Source organism: Colwellia sp. D2M02 (assembly GCF_018860755.1).
Taxonomy (GTDB): Bacteria; Pseudomonadota; Gammaproteobacteria; order Enterobacterales; family Alteromonadaceae; genus Colwellia; species Colwellia asteriadis.
In genome coordinates, this window is sequence record NZ_JAHKPW010000063.1 from 1 (window position 1) to 26,693 (window position 26,693).

Here is a 26,693-nt window from a genome sequence, read left to right on the forward strand (position 1 = left end):
CTTTTATCTCGAACAAAAGTTAACCGCGAAAGATCAACAGCCCCTACACTAAGCCTCTAAATTTATTATTGTGCATCAGGTTGGTTTTCAGGCAATGCCTGAATAAATGCAGGTAACGTATTACAGTGTGCAACAATACGGTTAATCGTTGGAAAAGCACTCATATCTACGTTAAAACGGTGAGCATTATAAACTTGAGCCACTAAACAAATGTCCGCAACAGTTACCTGATCTGCAAAGCAAAAAGCCCCTGCACTTTGTTGTAATTGTGCCTCTATAGCGGCAAAGCCCTTACTCATCCAGTGTTCAACCCATTGCTGTTTGGCTATATTATCTACCGCAAGTTGATTGGCTAGATACTGCTGAACTCGCAAGTTATTTAAAGGATGTATTTCACAAGCAATATCTAATGCCAGTGCTTGTACTTTAGCGCGAGCTTTTAAACAACTCGGGTAAAGCGACGCGCCTTTGTAGCTACTTTCTAAGTAGTCGATAATTGCTAATGATTGATTTAAATGAAAGTCACCATCAACCAGCGTCGGCACTAAATGTGTTGGGTTAAGTTGACTATAATCGGGTAAATGTTGCTCACCGCCATTATTAACTAAATGAACCGAGATTGAGTCAAACTCTATCTCTTTTAAAAATAGAGCAATACGTACTCTATATGCTGCGGTTGAACGCCAATAACCATACAGTTTCATTGTATTTCCTTTTAATTTTATAACGTTTATTTATAAAAAAAATGCTAATTAAATTCAGCCTGAGGTATCAAGGAGGACTTAATTAGCATAGCGTTTTTTAATTCAATAGATTAAAAAACGTGACTGGTGAGTGAGTAAATTAACTCGCTTTATACTCAACTACTTTTTGGTCAATAGCACCGAAAATACTTAAACCATCTTCATCAAGCATTTCAATTCTTACACTATCACCAAAACTCATAAATGGCGTACTTGGCTTACCATCGGCAATAATTTCTAACATACGAATTTCAGCCAAACAGCTTGAGCCAACAGAACGATCGTAGTTTGAAATAGTCCCTGAGCCAATAACACAGCCTGCTGATAAAGGGCGTGTTTGTGCCGCATGAGCAACAATGGTTGGGAAGTCAAAAGTCATATCAACACCACAATTTGGCTTACCAAATAAATCACTATTTAAATGGGTAATCAGTGGTAAGTGTAGCTTTTTACCATCCCATGCTTGACCTAGTTCATCAGGTGTTACTGCTACTGGTGAAAAAGCGCTTGATGGTTTTGAAGCAAAAAAGCCAAAGCCTTTTGCTAGTTCACCAGGAATAAGGTTACGTAATGATACATCATTCACTAACATTAATAGTTTAATGTGACTTGCAGCTTGCTCGGGTGATGCCCCCATAGGAACATCGTCAGTAATAACCGCAACTTCTGACTCAAAATCAATACCGAAGTCTTCGCTAGCAACATTAATATCATCACGAGGACCAATAAAGGCATCTGAGCCACCTTGATACATTAGTGGATCTGTCCAGAATGTTTCAGGCATTTCAGCATTACGCGCTTTACGTACTAACTCAACATGATTTACATACGCGCTACCATCAGCCCATTGATATGCTCGAGGTAAAGGCGACTCACATTCAGCTTGTTCAAACGCTAAGGTATTAGTTAATTCACCATTGTTTAGTGCTTGGTAAACATTTTCTAATTGAGGTGCGATATCAACCCAGTTATCAAGCGCAGCTTGTAACGTTGATGCTATATCATTTACTACGACAGCTTGGGTTAATGCACGGTTAACTACAACAAGTTGACCATCACGGGTATTATTTTTAAGTGTTGCTAATTTCATTATCAAACCTTGTTCGTTATAACAGGAAATATCAGATGAAAGTATGGTACGAATTTTTTTAATAACTACCAAATTATCCTAGCAGCTTAGTGATTATTCTACGGAACAATTTCTTTACGGCTAGGATTACACAAAAAAACACGTAACGTTATATTTTTACCGTCTTTTTATTAATATCGTATTCACGTAATTTATTCGCAATAGCGGTATGACTTAAGCCAAGTTTTTTCGCAAGTTGTCTCGTGCTTGGGTAAGCAGGATATAGCTTGCGTAACAAGTCAGCCTCAAAGCTTTTGACGGCCGCATCAAGTGTTCCTTCAAACTCTTGCTCTAAATAGCCATGTTCGCGTGTATAGGCAGGCAACTGTAAATGACTGATCTCAATTTCATTACCTTCAAGTAATGAAGCTGCGCGTGTTAGTACATTTTCTAATTGGCGAATATTACCTGGCCACGGGTAATGCTCAACAAAGTCTCGACATTCAGCACTTAATGACAGATGTGTACGCCCTATTTGCTGCGCGGCCTTATTAATAAAACATTCAGCTAATGGCAAGATATCGCTACGGCGCTCTCTTAATGGTGGCAATGAAAGACCAAATACATTTAATCGATAATATAAATCTTCTCTAAACTCGCCAATAGAAACTAAGTGCAATAAATCTTTATTGGTAGAGCTAATAATTTTAACGTTTACTGTGACTTCTAATTCAGAATCTACGCGTCTAAAGCTACCATTTTGAATAACACGCAATAGTTTACTTTGTAACTTAGGTGACATTTCACCAATTTCATCTAGAAAAACAGTACCACCATCGGCTAATTCAAAAATACCTCGCTTACTGTTTTCTTTATCTTTTTCGCCAACACCAAATAGTTCAGACTCAGCCACGTCATCAGGTAGCGCGCCACAATTTAACGTCATAAATGCATGCTCAGATCTTTCACTTGCGCCATGACAAGCTTTAGCAAGTACTTCTTTACCGGTACCGGTTTCTCCCATAATTAAAATAGAAGAATCAAGTGAAGACATGCGTTTAGCTTCTCGTATAACTTTACGCATTGCACTCGAAGCAGCTTGTATACCATTAAACGTATTATCATTTGGCTGTTTAAAAGCACTAATTTGCTGACCTAAACGTGCTTCAGACTTTAAGATAAGTACTGCGCCAGCAAGCACCTGTTTGTTGCTTTCATCGGTTACATGGATTGGCATAATATCAGCAACGAAGTCATCGCCATTAAATTTCAAACGGCGTGTTTGTGCTAGCACATCACCACTATCTAGCCAGCGAGTAATATTGAAGCCCTTAAGCCATAAACTAATATGTTGCCCTACTAAATTATCTTCGCTCAAACCAAGGATATTAGAGGCGATAGTGTTCGCCAGGCGAATATTGCCTTTAGAGTCAATAGAGATAAACGGGTCGGGAAAAGTTCTAATTAATGTAGATAGCTCGTTTCTTTCACGCTCAGACGGCATGTAAGGAGCTGTTTTTACGTCACCTACCCCTTCAATTAAGCGTAATTGCGGCATAAAGGTTTGTAAATCGGAGAATTCTAAATCAGGAATATTAATATAAATACGTCCAGGCTGTTTTAATTCAATACCTCGAACGTTAATACCGTGTTCAACAAAAATACCTAATACTTTTTGACCCATGCCAACACGGTCATGACAAGTAATTTCCAAGCGCATTGCTAGCCCTTATACACAATTGAAGAGTAAAAGGGCTATTGTAAACTAATTTTTACAAGAATAAAGCACAACCTGTATCCAATTACATTTTGATAAGATTTTATTCTCAAATTAGTGCTACTGATGATTTTGTTATTTACGATATTATTGTGTTAACTGATCTGTTTTAGCTGCACAAATAAAGTCATTTTTATGTAAACCACCAATAGAGTGTGTCCACCATGTTACAGTAACCTTTCCCCACTCTAATAAAATAGAGGGATGATGAAATTCAGCCTCAGCTAACTCAGAAACTTGATTCGCAAATGCCCACGCTAGTTTATAATTTTTAAATTTATACTCTCGCTCTAACATCATCACATTATCACGCACTTGAGGTACCCAATCAGGGATTTGGCCAATTAGTACTTTTAATTCTTCATCTGTTACTTTCGGCGCATCTACATGGCAAGCTTCACATACTTGTTTTGCTAGTGTGTCTGTTGTACTCATCTTTTTTCCTCAACTATTATGTATTTTATCAATCAATTTTATTTGTTATTTAAGTAAGCTTCTAGCTCGCTTGTTTCTCAGGGAATTTTGCTGGGTGTAACCCTAACATTTGTGCCTTAGCAACCAATTCCATAATTTCATCTACTTCAAACTTTCTAATATTATCTAAATCAGAAACCTTTGAGAGCATGTAATAAACAGGCTGCATAATGTCAATGCGGTATGGCGTTCTTAAAACATCAAGAATATCAAACGCTTTACGCTCTACCTCTTGGTTAGTCATAGCGTAGTCAGTTTCGCCTGGTGAAGAAAGTACACCGCCACCATAAATACGCAAACCTTTAGGTGTATCAAGTAAACCAAACTCAATGGTAAACCAATATAGCCTTGCTAAAAAAACACGTTGCTCTTTACTCGCATTCAAGCCCATTTTTCCATACGCCTCAGTATAGTTAGCAAAAGAAGGATTGGTTAATAATGGGCAATGACCAAAAATTTCATGAAAAATATCAGGCTCTTGTAAGTAATCCATTTCTTCGCGACTACGAATAAAGGTCGCGACAGGAAATTTTTTCTCTGAAAGCAATCGAAAAAACTCACCAAAACCAATCAATGCTGGTACAGGGTAGCACTCCCATCCAGTTTCTTTTCTAATAACTTGGCTAACCTCTTCTAGCTGCGGAATACGCTCTAGCGGTAAATTTAACTTAGCAAGCCCTTCGTGATATTCATCACATGCTTTACCTTCAATATAAGCTAACTGTCTTGTGATTAACTCTTGCCAAATGCTATTTTCTTCATCTGACCATTGAATGTTCCCTGCTTCATCTGGAACGCGAGATACATAATTTGTTCCTTTTGCCATTGTATTAACCTTTCTATAATTGAATTCTTATAATCGTTATTTAACCTAAGATCAGGTTATTTATTATTTTTGTTATATTTAGTGTTATTGCTCTCACGTTAATATTTACCGATTAAAGATATTAGCGTTAAACAACTTCTACGTTTGATCACGCAAACGAGACTGTCTTCATAGTATGCCAAGGCGTGAAATAAAAGAATGCAACGTCACACGGTCAAAAAACAAACAAAATGAATACTTGTAAAAAAAAAGTTACAGAGATAATTACACTTGTGGTTACGTCAGTATTAAAGTGGGACTAATGCTCAAAAATTTATCATTCAATGCTATTTAAAAAGGAAGGAAAGTGATACTAGCGCAATGATTTAAGTTTATAAAAAATAGTAAAAAACATTTAATTTACGCAAGCATCGATTATTTAAATAAACTCAAACAGTTAAGTTATTTATTTTTAGGAGAGATTAAGGTTTTAATTTGGCTAACCAGTTTTTTACGTACACTCGATAGTTTAGGTTTATCATCAAAAGGAATTGGACGACAAAGCTGCATTGTTTTAACACCTAAGCGTGCTGTCAGCATACCTGCACCTAAACCTTGCGCAAAACGCGTTGATAATTTTCCGAGTAACTCAGCGCCAAGTAAATCACTCCCCAAGTCACTGATAATTTCGCTTGCTCCTGCATAAGCCATATTAACAAAAACCTGTTTAATTAACTTAATACGACTCCAATAGCCAAGTTTTAGTCCATAAAGGCCGGCAACTTTATTTATCATACGTAAATTACGCGATAGCATGATTAACATATCTATAATCGCAATAGGACTTAGAGCAACCAACACAACCGCCTCAGTTGAAAACTTAGTCACTTCATTTAAGGCTTTTTCATCAACTTTACTAAGTACCACACGTGAATATACCTGCAATAGCTCTTGTGTATTATGGTTTGCATCGACCGCGTTTAGCCATGCCTTTTTTTCTTGTTCATTACTAAAAGCAATATCGCAAGGTAAGCTTTCAGTAATGTTTTGGCAAAAAGCTTCAGCTGCTTTGCTTGAAGCGTCTTCATGTGTCAATAAGTACGCGGCTTGCTTTTGTACTTTTTGCTGTGCATTAAAGTGCTTTAACCCTAACAATTCTCGCCACAAGCTTCTGATACCAACCACAGACAAACACGCTAAAAGTGCCGCATAAAAACTGGTCATAATAGGCGAGCTTGAAAAACCAGAAATAAAAAACAGGCTTGCTTCAATGACTACAATCGTAACAAATAACCCTGCTATTACTCGCCAAAGCCACGACTTACTATTTTTTTTAGTACTATGGAGCGTTGCATCATCACTTAATAGTGATGTTGCATTAGTTAACTCGGTGCGAGTATCGTAAGCATTCGTATTATTGTCAGATAACACAAAAGATTCATTATCTTGAAAAATGATTTGCTCGTTAATTGATTCGTCTGCCGCCGCCGTAATTTCTGGCTCATCAAATAACACTTGCTGTTGGTGAACATCTTCTTTTTTAGTGCTTGTCATACTGCTTACCTTATTGTTAGCTTTTAATTTCTCTATTGCTAGAGCATTTTATCCGCTAATAAAAACTGTAATACTTGATCCATTCGAATATGGGGTAAGCTTTCATTTTTGCTTGTTCCCCCAATAGGCGAAAAGTTAAAAAAGTTAAATTTATTTTGTTGCCAATAACTTTCTTGTGGAAGCTTCTCAGGTACAGAGCCAGGAAAAACCATAATATTCTTCCCTGTTGGTGGCTGTGATTTTTTATCTCTATTGTTATTGTTATCTAAAACAGTGCCTTGTAATACCGGAACTGTTTTTCCTTGATGAGTAGTACTACCAACTTGTGTTGTTCTAACCGAAGCTATTGCGAGGGTTTGAACTTCAACAGCTTCAAAGTTTAGTTTATTTTTACTCTGATGAATTAACTCGTTAAATAAGGAAACCATAGGTGCATGTTGCTCTGGGGTAACATGATCAGCTTTAGTAGCGGCAAAAAGTAGTTTATCTATTTTGGGTGAAAAAATCCGCGAGAATAGCCCTGATTTTCCGTAACTATAACTTTCGAGAATCATACTAATTGCTTGTTCTAAGTCTTGAAAGCTCTCTTTACCGTTATTCAGTGGTGTTAAACAATCAGCTAAAACAATTTGCCGATCGAACTTAACAAAGTGTTGGCGGTAGAATTTCCGTACCACATGCTCCTTATATTCTAAGTAACGGGCTCTGAGCATACCGATAACACTATCGTCACTAGCATTTTGGTAGTCATTACCATCAAGTTCGGCTAAAGCAGGGAAAGGAAAAAACTCTAAAATTGGCGCTCCAGCTAGCTCCCCAGGCAAAATAAAACGTCCAGGTTGAATAACAGACAAACCTAATTCATGCCTAAATGTGTGCAGTAATTGAGTATACTCTTTTGATAATTCGGCTAATACTTCTTCATTTGCAGGGGCAAAGGGGTCAATTTCGGCGACTTTATCTAAAAACTTTTGGCTACTGTCTAACCGTGGCTTAGAAGATAATAACTCACAGGTAAACTCGGACCACTGTTGGTACGTTTGCTTAAGCATAGGTAAATCAAGTAACCACTCACCTGGGTAGTCGGTTATATCTACCGTTAAAGTAGCCATATCTTTTACATACTTTAATAGTGACGTTTTTGGCTGATACCTTATGGCAAGTCTTAATTCACTAATACCATGCGTTGGCTCTGGCCAGTGTGCTGGCAACGCTGTGAGTGAGCTAATACTGCTATCATAATCAAACCGAGGAACACGAAAGTGCTTTTGTGGAATACGCTTAGCCGCAATAAAGTTTCCTTGCTGTACAGGATCAAAAAAACTGAGCTGACTGCCCTGCCCTTCGTTAATAAGCTGATTAACTAACGAAGTAATAAAAGCAGTTTTCCCACTACGACTTAAGCCCGTTACTGCAAGGTTAATATGTTGGTCGATAGAACGATTTAGTAACTCTGCCGTTTTGTTTTTTAACTTATCTATGCGTTTAGGATTAAACAACCCACGATGTTTTGATGATTTATTTGAGGAGGTCATAGCTAAGCACTTAGTTAAATTGAATAAAACATCAATAAATCAACTAACCATTATGGCTACCTAGTTAATTCAATCAACAAATTAAACAATATTAAGATTTAAAATAATAACTGAAACAATACGTTAATTGAATTTTTCTGTAAATACATAAGTTGCATCTTAATTATATCTTAGCAGGGGGTTGTTGATGTATTGCTTTGTATATAAAAGGCTATGCTCTTAAAAAAGGCTACTTTCTTGAGGAAGGTAACCTTAATATATCAATAAATTAGCGTTTGACAGCATTCACCCGACTTGTATTACATCTATAATGACAATGAATAAAAACTAAAGCTTATTAATTTCACGAGATACCGTAAATTCAGGTGAAGTTACGTACTGCTCCATAACCTGTAATTTACGTTCAAGCTGTTTAAACTTACGACTAATATCATAAAAAGCCTGTTGAGGTGGCTCTCCTGATTGCCATACTCGCCCTTTCACTTTAATAGTTTCATGACTAATATCATCATCGTTATTACTGCGTTGCTGATATCGGCTACTTTCAAAGCCACCTTGTTCCATTTTATGTGGATTGTTTGGCGCTTTATCTAATATAAACCAGCCCGCAATATAGATGAAAATCAAAAACGGCATACCAAAAAGAACGCCTGAAACAACTAAAATACGTACTAACCAAATTTCCCAACCAAAGTAGTCTGCAATTCCTGCACAGACACCGGCTATTTTCCCTTTACTTGGATTACGGTATAATTCTGAGCGTTTTTTACTCATAGTTTAGACCTCCAATTAGGTGTCTCCGCATCTAAAATAGCTTCAAGGGTTTGAATTCTATCACTCATCTGATCGGCCATTTCTGACAATTCGGATAACTGAATATACTCTTCTTGACTTAGCCCTTGGCTTACTTGCTTTTTACTTCGGTAATGTAAAATTAACCAAATAGGGGCAACAATAACTAAAAATATAATTACCGGCGCGACAATTAATTCTTCCACAATAACATCTCCTTCATTTTGCTATTTCACCTTTAGTTTAAGCAACTCATATAATGATAAATTTACTCAAATTCCCTAAAGGCGTCGTTAAATCAGCATTAATTGGCGGTAATTTACTTAGATTTTTTCATTTTTTCTTTTAATTGTGCTAATTCGTCATCAACTTTAGCATCGGTCTCTAACTCAGCAATTTCACTCGCTAATGATTTACTGCCAACATCGTATGAGTCGACTTGTGCCTCAATACCATCAATTTTACGTTCATAATGATCAAATCGGTTTAGTGCATCATTAACACGCGTACTGTGAATGTTTTCTTTAACCTTTAAACGAGAGCTCGCGGTATTTTCACGAATTAACATCGCTTTTTGGCGCGATTTAGCATCGTTTAGCTTTTCTTGTAATTGCACCACTTCATTTTGTAATTTAGCAATATGCTCATCAACATGCGCTAATTCGTCGATAAGTGCTGTAGCACTTTCACTACATTTTTTCTTTTCCATTAAAGCAGCACGCGCTAAATCTTCACGATCTTTACTTAATGCAAGCTCTGCCTTGTCTTGCCATTGTGTCGCTTCTTTTTCAAAGTGAGTTACTTGGCGCGCTAACTCTTTTTTATCCGCAATAGTTTTGGCTGAGCTTGAGCGTACTTCAACTAAGGTATCTTCCATTTCTTGAATGATTAAACGCACCATCTTCTTTGGATCTTCTGCTTTATCTAATAAATTATTAATATTAGAATTAATAATATCGGTGAATCTTGAAAAAATACCCATAACTACATCCTCTTTTATGCTTTAATATCGCCGGCTTATCATAAGAAAAGGCGAATCGGCTTTATCGTAATTAATATTTTGTACCACTTAGTAAGATAACCTATTAACAAAGTAACTCACTAAGGTTACAGCAATGAGTTATTCACTTTTTACGCCAACTTTATTAATAAATATAACGCGTTGATTTATCGTTCTTTTTAACTTAATCAAAAAAATACTTTAATGATGACCATTAATAAAATACACTACTTATTAGTGAAATAAACCAAATTTAAGTGCCGCTATGTCACGTTTTAAACAGCAAGATAATCTTCTCGGGCAGTCTAATAGCTTTCTTGAAGTATTAGAACAAATTTCGCAAATAGCACCATTAAGTAAACCTGTGCTCATTATTGGTGAGCGTGGTACAGGTAAAGAGCTGGTTGCTGCGCGTTTACATTATTTATCAAAGCGTTGGGAACAAAGTTACTTAAAGCTAAATTGTGCCGCATTAAATGAGAATTTACTTGAAACTGAGCTGTTTGGTTACGACAGTGGCGCTTTTACGGGTGCTACTAAGCGCCATGAAGGTCGGTTTGAGCGTGCAGACAAAGGTACTTTATTTCTCGATGAAATAGCGAATACCTCAGGACTTATTCAAGAAAAGCTATTACGTGTTGTTGAATATGGAGAGTTTGAACGCGTTGGCGGTTCACGCCCAATAACAACCGATGTTAGGTTAATTGCTGCAACTAATGAAGACTTACCCTCATTAGCCGAATCTGGGCAATTTAGAGCCGACTTACTCGATAGATTAGCCTTTGATGTTATTACCCTGCCTCCTTTACGCGAGCGCCTTGAAGATATTTTAATGCTCGCTGAGCATTTTGCCGTAAATATGGCGCGAGAATTAGAATTTGAATTATTCAGTGGCTTTACTGAAAAAGCCAAACGTAGCTTACTTGACTATCATTGGCCTGGTAACATTCGTGAACTTAAAAATGTAGTGGAACGTAGTGTTTACCGCTCTAATAATCCTCATTTACCTGTACATGAGTTAATTATAGATCCTTTTGATTCTCCCTTTAGACCGAGCCAACAAGTGAAAACTAATGATAGGGTTACCACTAGTTCGCCGGTAAAAGAGCAAGTAATAACTACAGACAGTACTATTGAAAGTAATCAAGACCATGCACTGTTAGCACATAAATCATCAACTGTATCAAGTAATCAATTTCCGCAATCACTGAAGTCACTTTCTCAACAATATGAAATAGAAATAATTCAATCCGCATTGGCACATTGTCAATTTAATCAGAAAAAAACTGCTGATGCGCTTGAGTTAACCTATCATCAATTAAGAGGTTATCTAAAAAAGTATAATTTACTTGATGGTAGTATTACTGATGAAAACTAAATCAACCCCTTGTTTTTTTTTCGGGCTAATTATAACACTGCTCAGTGGTTGTAGTGACTCAGATAAAATATCGTTAGATGAGCGCAGCATTATTTATTGCTCTGAAGGCTCTCCAGAAACATTTAACCCTCAGTTAATTACCTCTGGCACTACTATTGATGCAACATCGCACCAGCTCTACGATCGCTTAATAGCTTATCATGGTGAAGACAACACTATATCCCCTGCTTTAGCAAAATCATGGCATATGACCCGTGACGGTAAAAAAATAACCTTTTATTTACGCAAGGATGTAACCTTTCATCAAACCGATAACTTCACACCAACACGCTTATTGAATGCTGATGATGTAATTTTCAGTTTTAATCGAATATTAGAGACAACACACCCTTATCATTATGTTTCAGGTGGCAACTACCCTTTTTTTCAAAGTGTTGAATTTAATTCACTTGTTGAGAGTATTGAAAAAATAAATGACCATACCGTACGATTCAATTTAAGGCGTAGTGATAGCTCTTTTCTGGCTAACTTAGCCACTGACTTTGCCGTAATACTGTCAGCCGAATATGGGCAACAATTAAGTAAATTAAATAAACCACATGAAATTGATACCCTACCTATTGGTACCGGGCCTTTTAAGTTAAAGGAATACCGTGTTGGCTCACTTATCCGTTATTATCGCCATGAAGGTTACTGGCAAGGGAAGGCGCAAATAGAACAGTTGGTTTATGACATAACACCAAGTAAGACCAGTAGACTCACTAAACTACTTGCTCGCGAGTGCGATGTCAGTAGTTACCCTATAGCACATCAAAAAATTAGAGATCGTAAAGATCTACAGTTAGAGTCAATGACAGCACTTAATATTGGTTACTTCGGCTTTAACACCAAAAAACCACCGTTTGACAATAAGCTGGTACGTCAAGCGGTTAGTTTAGCAATTAACCGACAAGCACTTATTGATACTGTCTATAGCTCTGAAGCTACCTTAGCTAAATCTATTTTACCGGAAAGTTCTTGGGCTTTTAATGAAGCTATTCCCTCACCTGAGTATGATTTAGCAAAAGCAAAGGCTTTACTTGACTTAGCAGGCTACCCTGATGGTTTTGATATGGATATATGGGCAATGCCTGTTCAGCGTTCTTATAATCCTAACGCTGTGACTATGGCAAAACTTATTCAAGCAGATCTCAAAAAGCTCAATGTTAACGTTAATATTACTAGCTATGAGTGGGCTACATTCTTACGTCGTTTAGCAATGTCTGAACATCAAACTTTTCTATTAGGTTGGTCAGCTGATCACCCCGATCCCGATAACTTTTTTACACCTATTTTAAGTTGTTCTGCAACCAATACTGGAAACAACCGTACCTTTTGGTGTAACGCAGCTTATGATGAGCTCATTCAAAAAGCACTACAAACCACGAATGTTACTAAAAGAAAAGCTTACTACAAAGAAGCCATGTTAATTGTTAATGAAGAGATGCCATTATTACCTATTGCCCACTCCAGACGCTATCAAGCGCGAGGGGCGAATATTATTGGGGAAATTCTTCCTCACTTTGGTGGTATTAATTTTTATTCTGTAAACAAAAACATACCGCTTAAGACAATTAATGGTAAAGTAAAAGCGACTAAGTCGTTACCTGTAGAGCAATCGAATTAACATGCTAATATTTACACTTCGCCGAATCAGCCTGTTTATATTTACTATGCTAATGCTAACCATGTTGTCTTTTAGCTTAAGCTTTTTATTCCCTGGCGATAATATTATTAACCTTTCGGGTCAATTAAATGCCAGCTCCAGTGAGCTAACACAGCTTAATCATTACTATCAACACGATAATAATATTATTGAGCAATATTTGGCTTACCTCAGGCATGTTTTACAAGGTGATTTAGGGCTATCAATGGCAAGCCAATCACCAATTAGTCATGAAATAATAAAACTCTTACCCGCAACTATGGAGTTAAGTCTTGTTGCTTTGCTGATTGCCATGGCTATTGGTATCCCTTTGGGTTTTATCGCTGCAATCAAGCATAATAAAACGACTGACAACGTGATATTAGCCGTTTCAATGTTAGGTTATTCTATTCCTGTTTTTTGGCTTGGTTTGCTTGCTATTTTATTCTTTTCAATAGGGCTAGGCTGGCTACCTTCCGCAGGTAGAATAAGCTTACTATTTGAAATAGAGTTTGTTACTGGCTTTCAATTTATTGATATTCTCCTCAGCGACAGCCCTTACAAATGGCAAGCACTTAACAACGCATTAGCTCATATTATTTTACCCGCTTGCGTTATTGCCGTAGCCCCAACAACCATTTTTGTACGCTTATCACGTGCTGCAATGATAGAGGTGTTGGCAACAAGTTACATTAGAGCAGCCAAATCAAAAGGACTTAGCTTTTCACAAATTATTTTTCGTCACGCAACCCGTAATGCCTTAATAAAGATCATCCGTCATGTCGGGTTACAGTTTGCTAATTTAATAACCATTGCCATGGTAACAGAGGTTATTTTTAGCTGGCCTGGAATTGGTCGCTGGTTAATTGAAAGTATTTATCAACGTGATTACACCGCCATTCAAAGTGGATTGCTCGTTTTATCTTGCTTTATTTTTATTGTTCACATTTTAACTGACTTTATTTATGCCGCACTTAACCCATTAGCACGAGGTAATAAATATGGCTCGTGAAAAAACCTATACTGAGGAGGTATTCCCCTCACCATTTATTCAGCTGTGGATAATATTTAGAAGAACTCCTGTTGCCATGCTAGGCTTTGGTTGTTTCATTTTTCTTGTTTTCTTAGCCATATTTTCTCCTCTTTTAGCGCCCTACTCGCCTGTAGAGGGCAATTTAGAAATGATATTGCTACCTCCTGCTTGGCACGATAACGGTAATGTAAGTTATCTACTGGGCACTGACGAGTTAGGGCGCGATATGCTATCTCGCTTAATGTACGGCACTTCACTTACTTTTGGTTTAAGCTTTGTCGTTGTACTTATTTCATTAGTGGTTGGCGTAGTTATTGGCTCACTATCAGCCTTAACAAAAGGTCTTAAATCAAGCTTTTTAAACCATTTTCTTGATGTGGTTTTATCTATTCCCTCACTGTTGCTAGCGATTATTATTGTCGCTATTTTGGGACCTGGTATCGCCAATACAGTTTGGGCAATCGTTATTGTGCTTATTCCGCAATTTATTCATATTACTCGCTACGCAGTTAAAGAAGAGTTTAGAAAAGATTATGTACTGGCTTCAAGACTTGATGGCGCAAGCCCATTTAGAGTGCTTTATTACTCAGTATTTCCTAATATTGTTGAACGTATAATGAGCCAAGCAACTCTCGCGCAATCAGCCGCTATCCTTGATATTGCCACCTTAGGCTTTCTTGGCTTGGGAGCACAAATCCCTTTACCTGAGTGGGGCGCTATTCTAGCTAATGGCGTAGAGCGTTTTTATATTGCACCATGGACAGTTTATTTGCCCGGCTTGGCAATACTATTTGCAGTGGTTGCCACCAACTTAGTTGGCGAAGGTATTCGTCATGCGCTTAAAGTGCGAAGAGAGAATTAATGAACCTACTTGATATTAGAAATTTATCAATAGAGCTGAAAACTCCCAACGGTAATATATTAGCCGTTGACCGAGTCAGTCTTTCAATTAAAGAAGGGGAAGTTAGAGGGGTTGTTGGTGAATCAGGCTCAGGAAAATCATTACTAGCACAAGCGATTATAGGGGTCTTAGAAGATAAGTGGCATGTCAATGCGGACCGATTTCATTGGCGCGGCATTGACTTATTACGCCTTTCAATCGAAGAAAGAAAACAAATATTATGTCGCGATATCGCGATGATATTTCAAGAGCCGATGAGTTGTTTAGATCCCACAACGTCAATAGGTGAGCAGCTTAATGAAGTACTTGACACTAAACAGTTTAAAGGTTTTTTTTGGCAAAAAAGAAAACAGCGTAAAGAAGCCGTTATTAAGCTTTTACATAAAGTTGGCATTAAGAAACATAATATCTGTATTAAGAGTTACCCGCACCAATTAACTGAAGCCATTTGCCAACGCGTAATGATAGCTATGGCACTTGCCAGAAAGCCTATATTACTGATTGCTGACGAGCCCACCGCTGCAATGGAAAGTACCAATGAAGGACAAATATTTAGGCTACTTGCCAGTTTAAATCAACTTAAAAACATGTCTATCTTATTAATTAGCCATGATCTAGAAAACATTACTCACTGGACTAATACCATCACGGTCATGTACAGCGGACAGTTTGTTGAAGCCGGTACAACCGAGCAAATATTTGCTAAGCCTATGCACCCTTATACACGTGCGCTAGTTGATAGCAGCCCTAATGCAAACTTACAACTACCCGCTAAATCACGTTTAATGGCACTACCTGGCAGTATTCCTATTTTAAATCATTTACCTATAGGCTGTCGCTTAGGCCCTCGTTGTCCTCGAGCGCAACAAGCATGTGTAACAGCGCCAAAGGTAAACAACTTTCATGGACATAAGGTGAGCTGCCACTTTCCTTTAACCACTTCACTTAGAAAAGATAATTACTAATATGACGACGCTATTAGATGTTAAAGACATTAGTAAATCATTTAAGCTAAAAGGCTACTGGTATCACAAACAACAATTTACCGCCCTTTCACCGATTTCATTTACTATAGAAAGTAAAAAAACCTTAGCAATAGTCGGTGAAGCTGGCTCTGGTAAGTCAACCTTAGCTAAAATACTGGTTGGCGCAGAAACACCAAGTAGTGGTAGCATTTATTTAAATGGTCAGCGATTAAAGGAACAAAGTTTTAAGCAACGATGTCAATACATTCGTATGATATTTCAAGACTCTGGAACAACACTCAACCCAAGTTTAACTGTGGAAGAGCTGCTTGATGAACCACTTAAAATAAACACTCAGTTTGATGAAGCACAACGCAAACAACTTATAAGGACTACTTTACAAAAAGTGGGCTTACTAGGTGACCATATGAACTTTTATCCTCATATGTTTTCCGGTGGACAAAAACAGCGTATATCGCTTGCTAGAGCAATTATCTTACAGCCCCAAGTTATTATTTTAGATGAAGCGTTAGCATCATTAGATCCATCACTCCGCTCTCAAATGATAAACCTGCTGCTCGATCTTCAACAGCAAATGGGACTCGCTTATATTTTAATTTCTCACAATTTAGGTACAGTACGCCACTTCAGTGATGACGTTATGGTAATGTCAAAAGGTAAAGTAGTCGAGGCAGGTAAAACCATTGACGTGATTAAGCACCCTAAGCATAAAGTGACCAAGAAATTAATGATGAGTCAAAATTTCCAATTGACACATAAATAGCTGAAAGCGATGACTTAATATTTATTTCAGCATATTTGTCTTAGAAAAAAGATATAAAAAAAGCTACCTAAGTAGCTTTTTTTATAATTAATCAAAGTGCTAAGCACACTTCGTTAACTCATTAGTATACAGAGCTTGGCTCAGCAACCGCTTTACGTGTTATTTTAGCATCAACTTTTAACGAGTTAACATAACTTTGGTATGCTGACTGTGCTAATTGCGACGTTTGCTCTTGCGCTAAGTTAGGACTTACCGGTGCTTCATTAACTTGAACACTATTCACTTGTACTAACGCTAAGTCACCGTTACTTAATGCAACCGTAGAAGCAGATATTACGCTATCTGTTGGGTGAGGTAATACGAACGCTGCACGTGTAATGCTTTGGTCTATTTGAGGGCTATAGCGAGCTACATTGGCTTGTTCAACAAACTCTGCATTTAACGTCGTTAACTGCTCACTAATATCATTACCTTGTTGTAGACTAGCTAGTAATGCATCAACAGTGCTTTGTGCTTTATCCGTTGCTTTTTGAGCCACAAGTATTGCTTTAATTTCATCTTCAACCTCAGCAATTGGCTTAACATTCGCTTCTTGGTAAGTATTTAAACGTAAAACAATAGCCATATTATCGTTTACTTCTATAATATCTGAGTTTAAGTTTTCTTTTAAGACCACGTCAGAAAAAGCTTCATTAATGACTTTTTCCTGATCAAAAGGTGCAACATTACCCGTACGAGATAACCAAGATGAAGTACGAACTACAGCATTCACAGCATGAGCGGCATCTTCTAAGCTATCAGGGTATTCAAAGCTAATACGCGACATTTCTTGTTGTAAGTCAAAAAACCTATCTTGTGCTTTATCATGACTAACTTTTGCGCTTAGCTCTTCTTGAACATCATCAAAGTCTTGTACAACTTCCTCTTTAAGATCTGTGAGCTTGATGATATGAAAACCGAAATCTGACTTAACTAATGAGCTAATGTCATTAACGTTACTTAGTGCTAAAGCTGCTTCATCAAAGACGTCTCCCATGACACCTAACTCTAACCATTCAAGATCGCCGCCATTTTCAGCACTAAAAGTATCTGTAGATAATGCTTTGGCTAAATCTGAGAAATCTTCACCTTGGTTTAAACGGTTAACGATATCTTGTGCTTTAATTTCAGCTAATGCTTCATCATCACCAAACTCAATTAGAATATGTGAAATTCGACGCTGTTCACTTTGTGTAAACATTGCAATATGGTCTTGATAATAAGCCTTTAATTCTTCATCAGAAATCGTAATAGTTTTCGCAATATCTTCAACATTTAAAGTAATGTAATCTACTTTAACTTGCTCTTTATTTTCAAAGCGAGATTGATTATTTAAAAAGTATGTTTTTACTTCTTCATCTGATACTTCAATACCGGCTTTAAATTGCTCTGCTGCAACTTGTGCGAAGCGAATATCACGAGTTTGAGACTGTAATGCTTGCTGCATTTTTTCTTGGTACGGTAAGTTAAACTCTGTTCCAACTAATGCTTGACTTAATTGACGGCGAGTCATTTCAGTACGTAGGTAATCTCTAAAACTTGAAGACTGATAAAAACCCGCTTGATTGATAATAGCTAAGTAGCGATTATTATCAAAAACACCATCCACCTGAAATTCAGGCATTTGACGAATTGTTTCTTTCAGGCGTTCATCCGACACACGAATAGCCAATGACTGACTACTTTGATCAATTAATTTTTCATTAATCAAGTTATCTACAACACCTTGGCGAAAGTTCGCCATATAACTTTCATCATTTGATAATGTTTCAAACATTTCACCAAACTGTTGTGCCATACGGTTACGTTGCGCTTGATAAGCTTTATTGAAGTCTTGTTGAGTGATAGCTTCACCATTCACTGTAGCAACAGATGTATCTACTGAGTTGGTATAGCTACCAACACCTGCGACAGCAAAGGTTAAGATAATCAAACCAAGAATAATTTTGGCAGTCAATCCCTGCGATTTTTCACGAATATCTTCTAACATTTTTCTCTCTTACTTACGCCTCAAAAGACTAGGCTTAATTTTAGTTCTCGCGATTTTATCAGATAGCTGGCTTAGCTTGAAGCACAACCTCAATTAAATACAAATAATTCGCTATTTTATTTTACTCAAAACAAAAAAAACCACCAAATAGGTGGTTTTTTTATCAAAGCTTGCTTTATAAAAAATTTTATAAGATTAGTTACAAGCGTCTTTTAAGGCTTTACCCGCTTTAAAAGATGGGATTTTAGCCGCAGCGATTTCAATCGTTGCACCCGTTTGAGGGTTACGTCCAGTACGTGCTGCACGATCACGTACAGAGAAAGTACCAAAACCAACTAAAGCAACTTGCTCGCCACTTTGTAATTCTTCAGTAACAGCGCCGATAAACGAATCTAATGCACGACCAGCTGCAGCTTTAGAGATGTCTGCACCAGCAGCAATTTTCTCGATTAGTTGAGATTTATTCACAGTGTATACCCCTTCAATTGTTATTATACAACGCTATCCTTTTAGTAAAATGGTTGCAGAAAACAAATATATTGTTTGTCTGGCAACATCAAGCGTCGAGTTTAGAAAAAAGTTACTCTTCCAGATATCCCTCTTTTTATTACCACATTATAGAGTGTATAAGGGGTCTAGCGTCATAAGCGTAGTTAACTTACCATAGTTTCAGCGTTTGAAAAGCAATAATTGCATTTTTTTATGATTTTTTTTACTTTTTTAGCCTTTTTTGAAAAAAATCAACAAAAAAGGCTAAGCATTAAGCAAGTTACTTACCTATTTTGAATTTTTCAATATCATTTTCAAGCGCCAATGCTAAAACCTCATCAATCCACTTAACAGGATGAATAGACAATTCATTTTTTACATTTTCTGGTATTTCTTGTAAGTCTCGCTCATTCTCATGCGGAATAATAACGGTTTTAATGCCACCGCGGTGAGCAGCTAAAAGCTTCTCTTTTAAACCACCAATAGCCAATACTTCACCACGTAATGTTATTTCACCTGTCATCGCAACATCTGCTTTCACAGGGTTACCTGTTAAGCTAGAAACTAAAGCGGTACACATGCCAATACCAGCACTAGGCCCATCTTTTGGTGTTGCACCTTCAGGAACATGCACATGAATATCACGCTTTTCATAAAAGTCATTATTAATTCGCAGCTTTTCTGTTCGACTTCTAACCACAGTCATCGCTGCTTGAATAGACTCTTGCATTACATCACCTAAAGAGCCGGTATAAGTTAATTTACCTTTACCTGGTACTGAGGCTGTTTCAATAGTCAATAGTTCACCGCCTACTTGCGTCCAAGCTAACCCTGTAACTAAACCAACACGGTTCTCATCGTCTGCTTTACCATAATCAAAACGTTGTACACCTAAAAACTCATTTAAGTTATCTTGATTGATTGTGACTGTTTTAACTTTCTTATCGAGTAATATTTGCTTCACCGCTTTTCGGCATAATTTTGAGATTTCACGCTCTAGACTACGCACACCCGCTTCACGAGTGTAATAGCGAATGATACCTATTAAGGCGCTATCATCAATGGTAATTTCTTTAGGTTTTAAGCCATTACGTTCTATCTGTTTATTCACTAAATGGTTTTTAGCAATATTAAGCTTTTCATCTTCGGTGTAACCTGAAAGGCGAATAACTTCCATACGATCAAGTAATGGTCCGGGAATATCCATGCTGTTTGATGTAGCAACAAACATCACATCAGACAAGTCATAGTCCACTTCTAAATAGTGATCATTGAAGCTGGTATTCTGCTCTGGATCTAAGACTTCTAATAGCGCTGAAGCCGGATCGCCACGCATATCTGAGGCCATCTTATCAATTTCATCAAGTAAGAATAATGGGTTCTTAACTCCTACTTTTGATATTTTTTGAATTAACTTGCCCGGTAAAGAGCCAATATAGGTACGTCGATGCCCACGTATTTCAGCTTCATCTCTAACACCACCTAATGCCATACGTACATACTTACGGCCTGTAGATTTTGCTATAGATTGCCCTAAAGAGGTTTTACCCACGCCAGGAGGTCCCACTAAGCATAAAATAGGCCCTTTGAGTTGGCTAACACGTTGTTGAACGGCTAAGTACTCTAAGATACGTTCTTTAACTTTATCTAAACCGTAGTGGTCTTTATCTAGTATTTCTTGTGCCAGTGCTAAATTACGCTTTAATTTGCTACGCTTTTTCCATGGCACATTAATCATGCAATCAATATAACTACGAACAACAGTTGCTTCTGCTGACATCGGTGACATCATTTTAAGCTTTTGTAGCTCCGCTAAAGTTTTATCTTTTGCTTCTTTTGGCATTTGCGCTTCTTCAATACGCTTAGCCATTTGATCTAGTTCATCAGGGGTTTCATCACCGTCATTGAGCTCTTTTTGAATAGCTTTCATTTGCTCATTTAAGTAATACTCACGCTGACTTTTTTCCATTTGCTTTTTAACACGCGTACGGATTTTTTTCTCAACTTGCAGTAAATCTATTTCACTTTCCATTAATGTCATTAAATGCTCTAAACGCACATTAACATCAGTGATTTCTAGTACCTTCTGCTTTTCTGCTAGCTTTAATGGCATATGTGCCGCCATGGTATCAGCAAGCTGCTCTGCATCATCAATACCTGAAACAGACGTTAGCACTTCTGGTGGTATTTTTTTATTAAGCTTTACGTAACCTTCAAACTGAGAAATTGCTGAGCGTATTAATACTTCAATATCATCAGTTTCCTGACTGATACTAGTTACATATTCAACATTAGCACTGAAGTATTCTACTGTTTCAACAAAATCAATCACTTTAGCACGCTGCACGCCTTCAACTAGCACTTTAACAGTGCCATCAGGTAGTTTTAGCATTTGTAAAATGGTGGCAACTGTACCTGTTTGGTAAACGTCTTCAGCTTGTGGGTCATCGATAGCCGCATCTTTTTGAGCAACAAGAAATACTTGCTTGTCGTTTTCCATCGCTAAATCTAAACAACGAATAGACTTTTCTCGGCCAACAAATAACGGGATAACCATTTGTGGATAAACAACAACATCTCTTAAGGCTAAAACGGGTATCTCAACTACATCAGATAATTCTTTGCTCATTGGCTACTCTTATAGGAAGGTAAAAATTAAAAACTATAAAAACTATATGGGGTATGTATGAATACTTTCAACAAGATAATTGAAAAAACATCATAAACGCGCTTATAAAAACAAAAAAAGAGCCTAAAGGCCAATGCCAGTCAGTTAAGCTGACTGGCATTTTTCTTTTTATGGGGGTACTTGGATGGTTTGGGCTTAACCCACCTGGGATATTTTCTATCTTCTCGTCTAGTTGGAAGCTTAAATAAGCGCAGTGTCTTGAGTAGGTGTTCCCAATGCATAGGAATGTTTCCTGGACTCATTATCGATATTGACGAGAAATACTGAATAACAGCCATTGAACTGCTAGAGAAACTTAACTGATTAGGCCATATTCCTGTGACTTTAGCCGCCATCGTCATTATTCGTCGTATCAAATTATAGGCGAGTAATATACCCCATAGCTCCTGACGAACCATATCTGGACGCTTACTTCTCAAGTGGTATGCACTATTAAACATGGTCTGTTTTATTTCTCGAAACCCAAGCTCTATCTCCCAACGGTGACAATATAATTCAACAATCTCATTGCCTGGAAAGCGTAACCTATCCGTCATTGAGGTTAATATTCGATAGCTTTTACCCTTGATTGTTTTACTGATTAACCTTGCTCTTATGGTTTGAGGTGCATCGGGAAAACTCTTTTGTGCATGTTTTGTCGCTTTCAATTCAATGACATGGTCATTTTTACCGACACAAGAGATTATGTCATACTGTAAGTCAGGTCTTGCCGGTATTAGCCAGTGCCTCTCATTTCCAGTTTGTCGCCAACGATTGAGTAGGCCTAGAGAGTAATAACCCTTATCAAACAGAGTTAATGAATTGTCAGGCGTTCGTTCTATCAGCCGTTCGGCTAACTTCATTTCATTGGTTTTATAGTTATCAAATTCACTGCTGATAAGCTGATGGCTAGTAAGCTCCATATGACAGACCATACGGATTTGAGGAAAGGCTGTTTCACCATGTTGGTTGCTGCCTGAAGAGAATGCTTCACGGTTATCTGGAGAATCGGCTGTTCGCCAAACAACACCATCTACCGCTAATAAATTCAAACCATTCCAGGTCTCAAACGTTTCTTGTTTGTACATCAACTCAGCTGATTTATTGAAGACTTGTTTGACCGAATCATCACCTAAGCGTTGCCTTGCTTGAACCATGGCACTTGGGGCAACCAGTTGATTCTTACCTGGAAGCATGATGTCTAGCTTGTTTGCGATATTCCAAACAGACTCTTTCCTAAATAAGGCCATGCCGATAACTGACCATAAAACAGCCTCAAGCGGTAACCTTCGCTTACGAACGGTTGCAATACCGGCCTGTTGAAAGCCTTGTTCATGATGTCAGGGTCGAGGATTTCTGATAATTTTTCAAAAGTATGATATCAGTTACTTTCTTCAAGTGTTATCTGTAGTGCTTGTTCTATATTCACAAAAAAATCCGTAGTTAGTTAGCTAACTACGGATTTTGCATGATCGTTTGGATCGGTCAACCGATCATTTTCTTAACTGATCGGCATTGGCCTAAAGGCTCTTTTTATTAATAATGCAGTGCTCATAAACACTACATACGCTTTTATTCTGAAGCTGCTTTTTCTTGTTGCGCTTCATAAATAACAATTGGTTTAGTTTCACCTTTGATTGCTGTTTCATCAACGACAATTTTACTAACATTTTCCATGGTTGGTAGTTCATACATGGTATCAAGTAAAACGGCCTCAACAATTGAGCGTAAACCACGAGCTCCGGTTTTTCTGTCCATCGCTTTACGTGCAATAGCGTGCAAAGCATCAGTTCTAAACTCTAACTCAACATTTTCCATATCAAATAATGCGGTAAACTGTTTTGTTAAAGCATTTTTTGGCTCTTGTAAAATTTGAATTAACGCGTCTTCGTCTAGTTCACGCAATGTTGCAACAACAGGCAAACGACCGATAAACTCAGGAATCAAACCATATTTAACTAAATCTTCAGGCTCTACTTCTTCAAGACGTGTAGTTAATGACTTCTCCTGTGCTTTACCGCGAACTTCCGCGCCAAAACCAATACCTGTACCTGTGTGTGAGCGTTGCTCAACAACTTTATCAAGACCAGCGAAAGCGCCACCACAAATAAAGAGTATTTTAGAAGTATCTACTTGTAAAAACTCTTGCTGTGGATGCTTACGACCACCTTGAGGTGGAACAGAGGCAACAGTACCTTCAATAAGTTTTAATAATGCTTGTTGAACACCTTCACCAGACACATCGCGAGTAATTGACGGGTTATCAGATTTACGTGAAATTTTATCAATTTCATCAATGTAAACGATACCACGTTGTGCTTTTTCAACATCATAATCACATTTTTGCAGGAGTTTTTGGATGATGTTTTCAACATCTTCGCCCACATAGCCAGCTTCAGTTAATGTGGTTGCATCAGCCATGGTAAACGGCACATCGAGTAAACGCGCTAACGTTTGTGCCAGTAGTGTTTTACCACTACCTGTAGGCCCAATAAGTAAAATATTACTTTTACCTAGTTCAACGCCATTATGAGAGTCACCATTACGTAAACGCTTATAGTGATTATAAACGGCTACCGCTAATACTTTTTTAGCGTGATCTTGACCAATAACATAGTCATCTAAACTTTGGCGAATTTCTACAGGAGAAGGCAAAGCTTCTTGGTTTTCTTTTGGCGAAATTTCAGTAATTTCTTCGCGAATAATGTCATTACACAGCTCAACACACTCATCACAAATAAATACTGAAGGGCCAGCGATTAATTTACGCACTTCGTGTTGGCTTTTACCACAAAATGAGCAATATAATAGTTTGCCGCTCTCGCTACCTTTTTTAATATCGGTCATGCCCTACCTCTAAACATTTAAAAATAAGTAAAATCCATTTATTATTTACTTTTAAGTATACACTGAAATTTTATTTATCGTTACGTTGTTCTAATATGGAGTCAACTATACCATATTCAACTGCAGCTTCTGCACTTAAGAAGTTATCACGGTCTGTATCTTGAGATACTTTCTCAAGAGACTGTCCCGTATGTTCAGCCATTAATCGATTTAACTTCTCTTTAATGAAAAGTATTTCTTTAGCGTGAATCTCAAAATCAGATGCTTGACCTTGAAAACCACCTAGCGGTTGATGAATCATAACTCTCGCATTAGGTAAGCAATAACGTTTACCCTTTTCGCCGCCAGAAAGTAAAAATGCGCCCATACTTGCTGCCTGACCAATACATACTGTGCTGATATTAGGCTTAATAAACTTCATGGTATCGTATATTGCCATACCCGCAGTTACTGAGCCCCCTGGAGAGTTGATATAAAGATATATATCTTTGTCTGGGCTTTCTGATTCTAAGAATAATAACTGGGCAATAATCAAATTAGCCATATGATCTTCAACTTGACCACAAAGAAAGATTACACGCTCTTTAAGTAGTCGAGAATAAATATCATAAGAACGTTCACCTTTAGCTGTTTGTTCAACAACCATAGGAACTAAAGCACTTTCAGTGATGTTTGCGCCGTTTTGTGGAGCACTTTGAGAATTAAATTGAGAATTAAACAAATGTATACCTTCCCTCTAAAAATAAAAATGGCCTGTATGTTGCCATACAAGCCATTAAATTAAGCGATTGCTTAGCCTATTGTCAATGTAAAACTACTGAAAAATGTAGTATTACTTAGCTTCAGGGTTCATTATGTCGCTAAAGCTTGCTTTTTTCTCTTTAACCTTTGCTTTTTCAACTAAAAACTCTACCGCTTGCTCTTCTAAAGCAACGTTTTGCATTTGTTGCATTAGCTCTTTGTTGTTTGCGTAGTATTCAACAACTTCTTTAGGATCTTCATACGCTGAAGCAGCAGTTGCAATTAACTCATCTACTTTGCTGTCGTTAACTTTTAATTCGTTAACTTTAATTACTTCACCTAAAAGTAAACCAATTTTAACACGACGTTCTGCTTGCTCTGTGAACATTTCAGCTGGAAGTTGTGGTAAGTTTTTAGGATCCATTTGGCCTTGGAAGCGTTGCATTGCTTGTTGACGTAATACGTCTACTTCTTGAGCTACTAACGCTTTAGGAATATCAACTTCATTAGCCGCTAATAAGCCGTCAATTACTTGATTTTTAACATTCGCTTTAACCGCTTGTGTTAATTCACGCTCCATATTCTTTTTAACTTCAGTGCGAAGTGCTTCTACACCACCTTCTTCTACACCGAAAAGCTTAGCAAACTCATCATCAACTTCTGGTAATACTGGGCCTTCAGTTTTATGAATAACGATATCGAACTCAGCTTCTTTACCTTTTAGGTTTTCAGCGTGGTAGTCATCTGGGAAAGTAACTTTAATTGTTTGCTCATCACCAACTTTCATACCCGTAATTTCAGTTTCAAAACCAGGGATCATGCGACCAGCGCCTAACTCTAGTTCGAAACCTTCAGCTTTACCGCCTTCAAACTCTTCACCGTCAACACGGCCAACGAAATCAAGCGTTAATTTATCGCCTTTTTTCGTTTTACGCTTATTTTCTTTCCATGTTTGATGTTGCTTTTGTAACGTAACAAACATTTCATCTAAATCAGCATCAGTCACTTCAACTTGAGGACGTTCGATGGCAATTTTTTCTAAATCTTTTAATTCAACTTCAGGGTAAACTTCAAATGTTGCTTCAAACTCTAACGCTTTACCATCTTCATTGCTTTTAGCAACGAATGAAGGACGACCAGCTGGGTTGATTTTTTCTGCAACAATTGCATCAACAAAGTTACGTTGCATAATTTCACCAGCAACTTCTTGACGTACAGATTTACCGTAACGTTTTTGAATAACTGACGGTGGCACTTTACCTGGACGGAAGCCGTTAATACGCTGTGTTTTACTAATCTGACGAAGACGGTTCTTAACTTCTACATCTACTTTTTCGGCAGGAACAGAAATAGTCAGACGACGTTCCAAACCTTGTGTAGTCTCAACTGAAACTTGCATTTAAATACCTCAAAAACTTAGCGTTT

General features: G+C 37.5%; 21 protein-coding genes and 2 pseudogenes. 6 read left to right on the top strand and 17 right to left on the bottom strand.

Annotated features, from left to right (window positions below):
- Positions 1–65 precede the first annotated feature (65 nt).
- From maiA to pspA, 10 genes and pseudogenes are all read right to left on the bottom strand, one after another.
- A complete protein-coding gene (gene maiA, locus KO495_RS11180; protein ID WP_215980497.1) occupies positions 66–704 on the bottom strand; it encodes a maleylacetoacetate isomerase in 639 nt (212 codons plus the stop codon).
- 139 nt (positions 705–843) lie between these two features.
- Complete coding sequence (locus tag KO495_RS11185) at positions 844–1,833, bottom strand: fumarylacetoacetate hydrolase family protein (protein ID WP_215980498.1); 990 nt, start codon at positions 1,831–1,833, stop codon at positions 844–846.
- A gap of 148 nt (positions 1,834–1,981) precedes the next feature.
- The gene (tyrR, locus tag KO495_RS11190) at positions 1,982–3,532 is read right to left on the bottom strand and encodes a transcriptional regulator TyrR (protein ID WP_215980499.1); all 1,551 of its coding nucleotides are present in this window, start codon (positions 3,530–3,532) and stop codon (positions 1,982–1,984) included.
- A gap of 144 nt (positions 3,533–3,676) precedes the next feature.
- Positions 3,677–4,024: a 4a-hydroxytetrahydrobiopterin dehydratase gene (locus KO495_RS11195; protein ID WP_215980500.1), complete on the bottom strand. Its 348-nt coding sequence runs from the start codon at positions 4,022–4,024 to the stop codon at positions 3,677–3,679.
- A 61-nt stretch (positions 4,025–4,085) separates the two neighbouring features.
- A pseudogene (phhA, locus tag KO495_RS11200) lies at positions 4,086–4,904 on the bottom strand (phenylalanine 4-monooxygenase); the annotation flags it as partial.
- A gap of 426 nt (positions 4,905–5,330) precedes the next feature.
- Complete coding sequence (locus tag KO495_RS11205; protein WP_215980502.1) at positions 5,331–6,422, bottom strand: TIGR01620 family protein; 1,092 nt, start codon at positions 6,420–6,422, stop codon at positions 5,331–5,333.
- A 38-nt stretch (positions 6,423–6,460) separates the two neighbouring features.
- A complete protein-coding gene (locus tag KO495_RS11210; protein ID WP_215980503.1) occupies positions 6,461–7,957 on the bottom strand; it encodes a YcjX family protein in 1,497 nt (498 codons plus the stop codon).
- Positions 7,958–8,284: 327 nt separating this feature from the next.
- Positions 8,285–8,731 (bottom strand): envelope stress response membrane protein PspC, encoded by a 447-nt coding sequence (gene pspC / locus KO495_RS11215; protein ID WP_215980504.1) that lies wholly within the window; start codon positions 8,729–8,731, stop codon positions 8,285–8,287.
- Positions 8,728–8,955, bottom strand: coding sequence for an envelope stress response membrane protein PspB (gene pspB, locus KO495_RS11220; RefSeq protein WP_215980505.1), 228 nt, complete (start codon positions 8,953–8,955; stop codon positions 8,728–8,730). Before pspB ends, pspC begins: the two co-directional genes overlap by 4 nt.
- 113 nt (positions 8,956–9,068) lie before the next feature.
- A complete protein-coding gene (gene pspA / locus KO495_RS11225; protein ID WP_215980506.1) occupies positions 9,069–9,731 on the bottom strand; it encodes a phage shock protein PspA in 663 nt (220 codons plus the stop codon).
- Positions 9,732–10,014: 283 nt separating this feature from the next.
- On the opposite strand from pspA, the gene pspF reads away from it, so the two are divergent.
- From pspF to KO495_RS11255, 6 genes are read left to right on the top strand one after another with little or no spacing between them, the layout of a single operon-like run.
- Entirely contained in the window at positions 10,015–11,127 is a 1,113-nt protein-coding gene (gene pspF / locus KO495_RS11230; protein WP_215980507.1) for a phage shock protein operon transcriptional activator, read from the top strand.
- Complete coding sequence (locus KO495_RS11235; RefSeq protein ID WP_215980508.1) at positions 11,117–12,793, top strand: ABC transporter substrate-binding protein; 1,677 nt, start codon at positions 11,117–11,119, stop codon at positions 12,791–12,793. The genes pspF and KO495_RS11235 overlap by 11 nt, the downstream gene beginning before the upstream one ends.
- A 1-nt stretch (position 12,794) precedes the next feature.
- A complete protein-coding gene (locus tag KO495_RS11240) occupies positions 12,795–13,823 on the top strand; it encodes an ABC transporter permease subunit (protein WP_215980509.1) in 1,029 nt (342 codons plus the stop codon).
- Positions 13,813–14,706 (top strand): ABC transporter permease subunit, encoded by an 894-nt coding sequence (locus KO495_RS11245; RefSeq protein ID WP_215980510.1) that lies wholly within the window; start codon positions 13,813–13,815, stop codon positions 14,704–14,706. The genes KO495_RS11240 and KO495_RS11245 overlap by 11 nt, the downstream gene beginning before the upstream one ends.
- A complete protein-coding gene (locus KO495_RS11250; protein WP_215980511.1) occupies positions 14,706–15,710 on the top strand; it encodes an oligopeptide/dipeptide ABC transporter ATP-binding protein in 1,005 nt (334 codons plus the stop codon). The genes KO495_RS11245 and KO495_RS11250 overlap by 1 nt, the downstream gene beginning before the upstream one ends.
- 1 nt (position 15,711) lies before the next feature.
- Positions 15,712–16,494 carry an ATP-binding cassette domain-containing protein gene (locus KO495_RS11255; protein ID WP_215980512.1) on the top strand — a complete coding sequence of 261 codons (783 nt, stop codon included), beginning with the start codon at positions 15,712–15,714 and terminating at the stop codon, positions 16,492–16,494.
- Positions 16,495–16,615: 121 nt separating this feature from the next.
- Here KO495_RS11255 and KO495_RS11260 read toward each other — a convergent pair whose 3' ends face one another.
- The 7 genes and pseudogenes from KO495_RS11260 to tig all read right to left on the bottom strand — a co-directional run bounded on the left by KO495_RS11260 (position 16,616) and on the right by tig (position 26,667).
- Positions 16,616–18,523 (bottom strand): SurA N-terminal domain-containing protein, encoded by a 1,908-nt coding sequence (locus KO495_RS11260; RefSeq protein ID WP_215980513.1) that lies wholly within the window; start codon positions 18,521–18,523, stop codon positions 16,616–16,618.
- 195 nt (positions 18,524–18,718) lie between these two features.
- The gene (gene hupB, locus KO495_RS11265; RefSeq protein ID WP_215980514.1) at positions 18,719–18,991 is read right to left on the bottom strand and encodes a nucleoid-associated protein HU-beta; all 273 of its coding nucleotides are present in this window, start codon (positions 18,989–18,991) and stop codon (positions 18,719–18,721) included.
- A gap of 301 nt (positions 18,992–19,292) precedes the next feature.
- Entirely contained in the window at positions 19,293–21,641 is a 2,349-nt protein-coding gene (gene lon / locus KO495_RS11270) for an endopeptidase La (RefSeq protein WP_215980515.1), read from the bottom strand.
- 140 nt (positions 21,642–21,781) lie between these two features.
- A pseudogene (locus KO495_RS11275) lies at positions 21,782–23,052 on the bottom strand (IS4 family transposase); the annotation flags it as partial.
- 200 nt (positions 23,053–23,252) lie between these two features.
- Positions 23,253–24,527: an ATP-dependent protease ATP-binding subunit ClpX gene (clpX, locus tag KO495_RS11280; protein ID WP_215980516.1), complete on the bottom strand. Its 1,275-nt coding sequence runs from the start codon at positions 24,525–24,527 to the stop codon at positions 23,253–23,255.
- A gap of 70 nt (positions 24,528–24,597) precedes the next feature.
- The gene (gene clpP, locus KO495_RS11285) at positions 24,598–25,197 is read right to left on the bottom strand and encodes an ATP-dependent Clp endopeptidase proteolytic subunit ClpP (protein WP_215980531.1); all 600 of its coding nucleotides are present in this window, start codon (positions 25,195–25,197) and stop codon (positions 24,598–24,600) included.
- 162 nt (positions 25,198–25,359) lie between these two features.
- Positions 25,360–26,667 carry a trigger factor gene (tig, locus tag KO495_RS11290; RefSeq protein ID WP_215980517.1) on the bottom strand — a complete coding sequence of 436 codons (1,308 nt, stop codon included), beginning with the start codon at positions 26,665–26,667 and terminating at the stop codon, positions 25,360–25,362.
- Positions 26,668–26,693: the final 26 nt, after the last annotated feature.

What these genes read in the sequence shown, in the direction of transcription:
- maiA (WP_215980497.1), bottom strand. Translation starts at nt 704, where the DNA reads ATGAAACTGTATGGTTATTGGCGTTCAACCGCAGCATATAGAGTACGT.
- KO495_RS11185 (WP_215980498.1), bottom strand. Translation starts at nt 1,833, where the DNA reads ATGAAATTAGCAACACTTAAAAATAATACCCGTGATGGTCAACTTGTT.
- tyrR (WP_215980499.1), bottom strand. Translation starts at nt 3,532, where the DNA reads ATGCGCTTGGAAATTACTTGTCATGACCGTGTTGGCATGGGTCAAAAA.
- KO495_RS11195 (WP_215980500.1), bottom strand. Translation starts at nt 4,024, where the DNA reads ATGAGTACAACAGACACACTAGCAAAACAAGTATGTGAAGCTTGCCAT.
- KO495_RS11205 (WP_215980502.1), bottom strand. Translation starts at nt 6,422, where the DNA reads ATGACAAGCACTAAAAAAGAAGATGTTCACCAACAGCAAGTGTTATTT.
- KO495_RS11210 (WP_215980503.1), bottom strand. Translation starts at nt 7,957, where the DNA reads ATGACCTCCTCAAATAAATCATCAAAACATCGTGGGTTGTTTAATCCT.
- pspC (WP_215980504.1), bottom strand. Translation starts at nt 8,731, where the DNA reads ATGAGTAAAAAACGCTCAGAATTATACCGTAATCCAAGTAAAGGGAAA.
- pspA (WP_215980506.1), bottom strand. Translation starts at nt 9,731, where the DNA reads ATGGGTATTTTTTCAAGATTCACCGATATTATTAATTCTAATATTAAT.
- pspF (WP_215980507.1), top strand. Translation starts at nt 10,015, where the DNA reads ATGTCACGTTTTAAACAGCAAGATAATCTTCTCGGGCAGTCTAATAGC.
- KO495_RS11235 (WP_215980508.1), top strand. Translation starts at nt 11,117, where the DNA reads ATGAAAACTAAATCAACCCCTTGTTTTTTTTTCGGGCTAATTATAACA.
- KO495_RS11240 (WP_215980509.1), top strand. Translation starts at nt 12,795, where the DNA reads ATGCTAATATTTACACTTCGCCGAATCAGCCTGTTTATATTTACTATG.
- KO495_RS11245 (WP_215980510.1), top strand. Translation starts at nt 13,813, where the DNA reads ATGGCTCGTGAAAAAACCTATACTGAGGAGGTATTCCCCTCACCATTT.
- KO495_RS11250 (WP_215980511.1), top strand. Translation starts at nt 14,706, where the DNA reads ATGAACCTACTTGATATTAGAAATTTATCAATAGAGCTGAAAACTCCC.
- KO495_RS11255 (WP_215980512.1), top strand. Translation starts at nt 15,712, where the DNA reads ATGACGACGCTATTAGATGTTAAAGACATTAGTAAATCATTTAAGCTA.
- KO495_RS11260 (WP_215980513.1), bottom strand. Translation starts at nt 18,523, where the DNA reads ATGTTAGAAGATATTCGTGAAAAATCGCAGGGATTGACTGCCAAAATT.
- lon (WP_215980515.1), bottom strand. Translation starts at nt 21,641, where the DNA reads ATGAGCAAAGAATTATCTGATGTAGTTGAGATACCCGTTTTAGCCTTA.
- clpX (WP_215980516.1), bottom strand. Translation starts at nt 24,527, where the DNA reads ATGACCGATATTAAAAAAGGTAGCGAGAGCGGCAAACTATTATATTGC.
- tig (WP_215980517.1), bottom strand. Translation starts at nt 26,667, where the DNA reads ATGCAAGTTTCAGTTGAGACTACACAAGGTTTGGAACGTCGTCTGACT.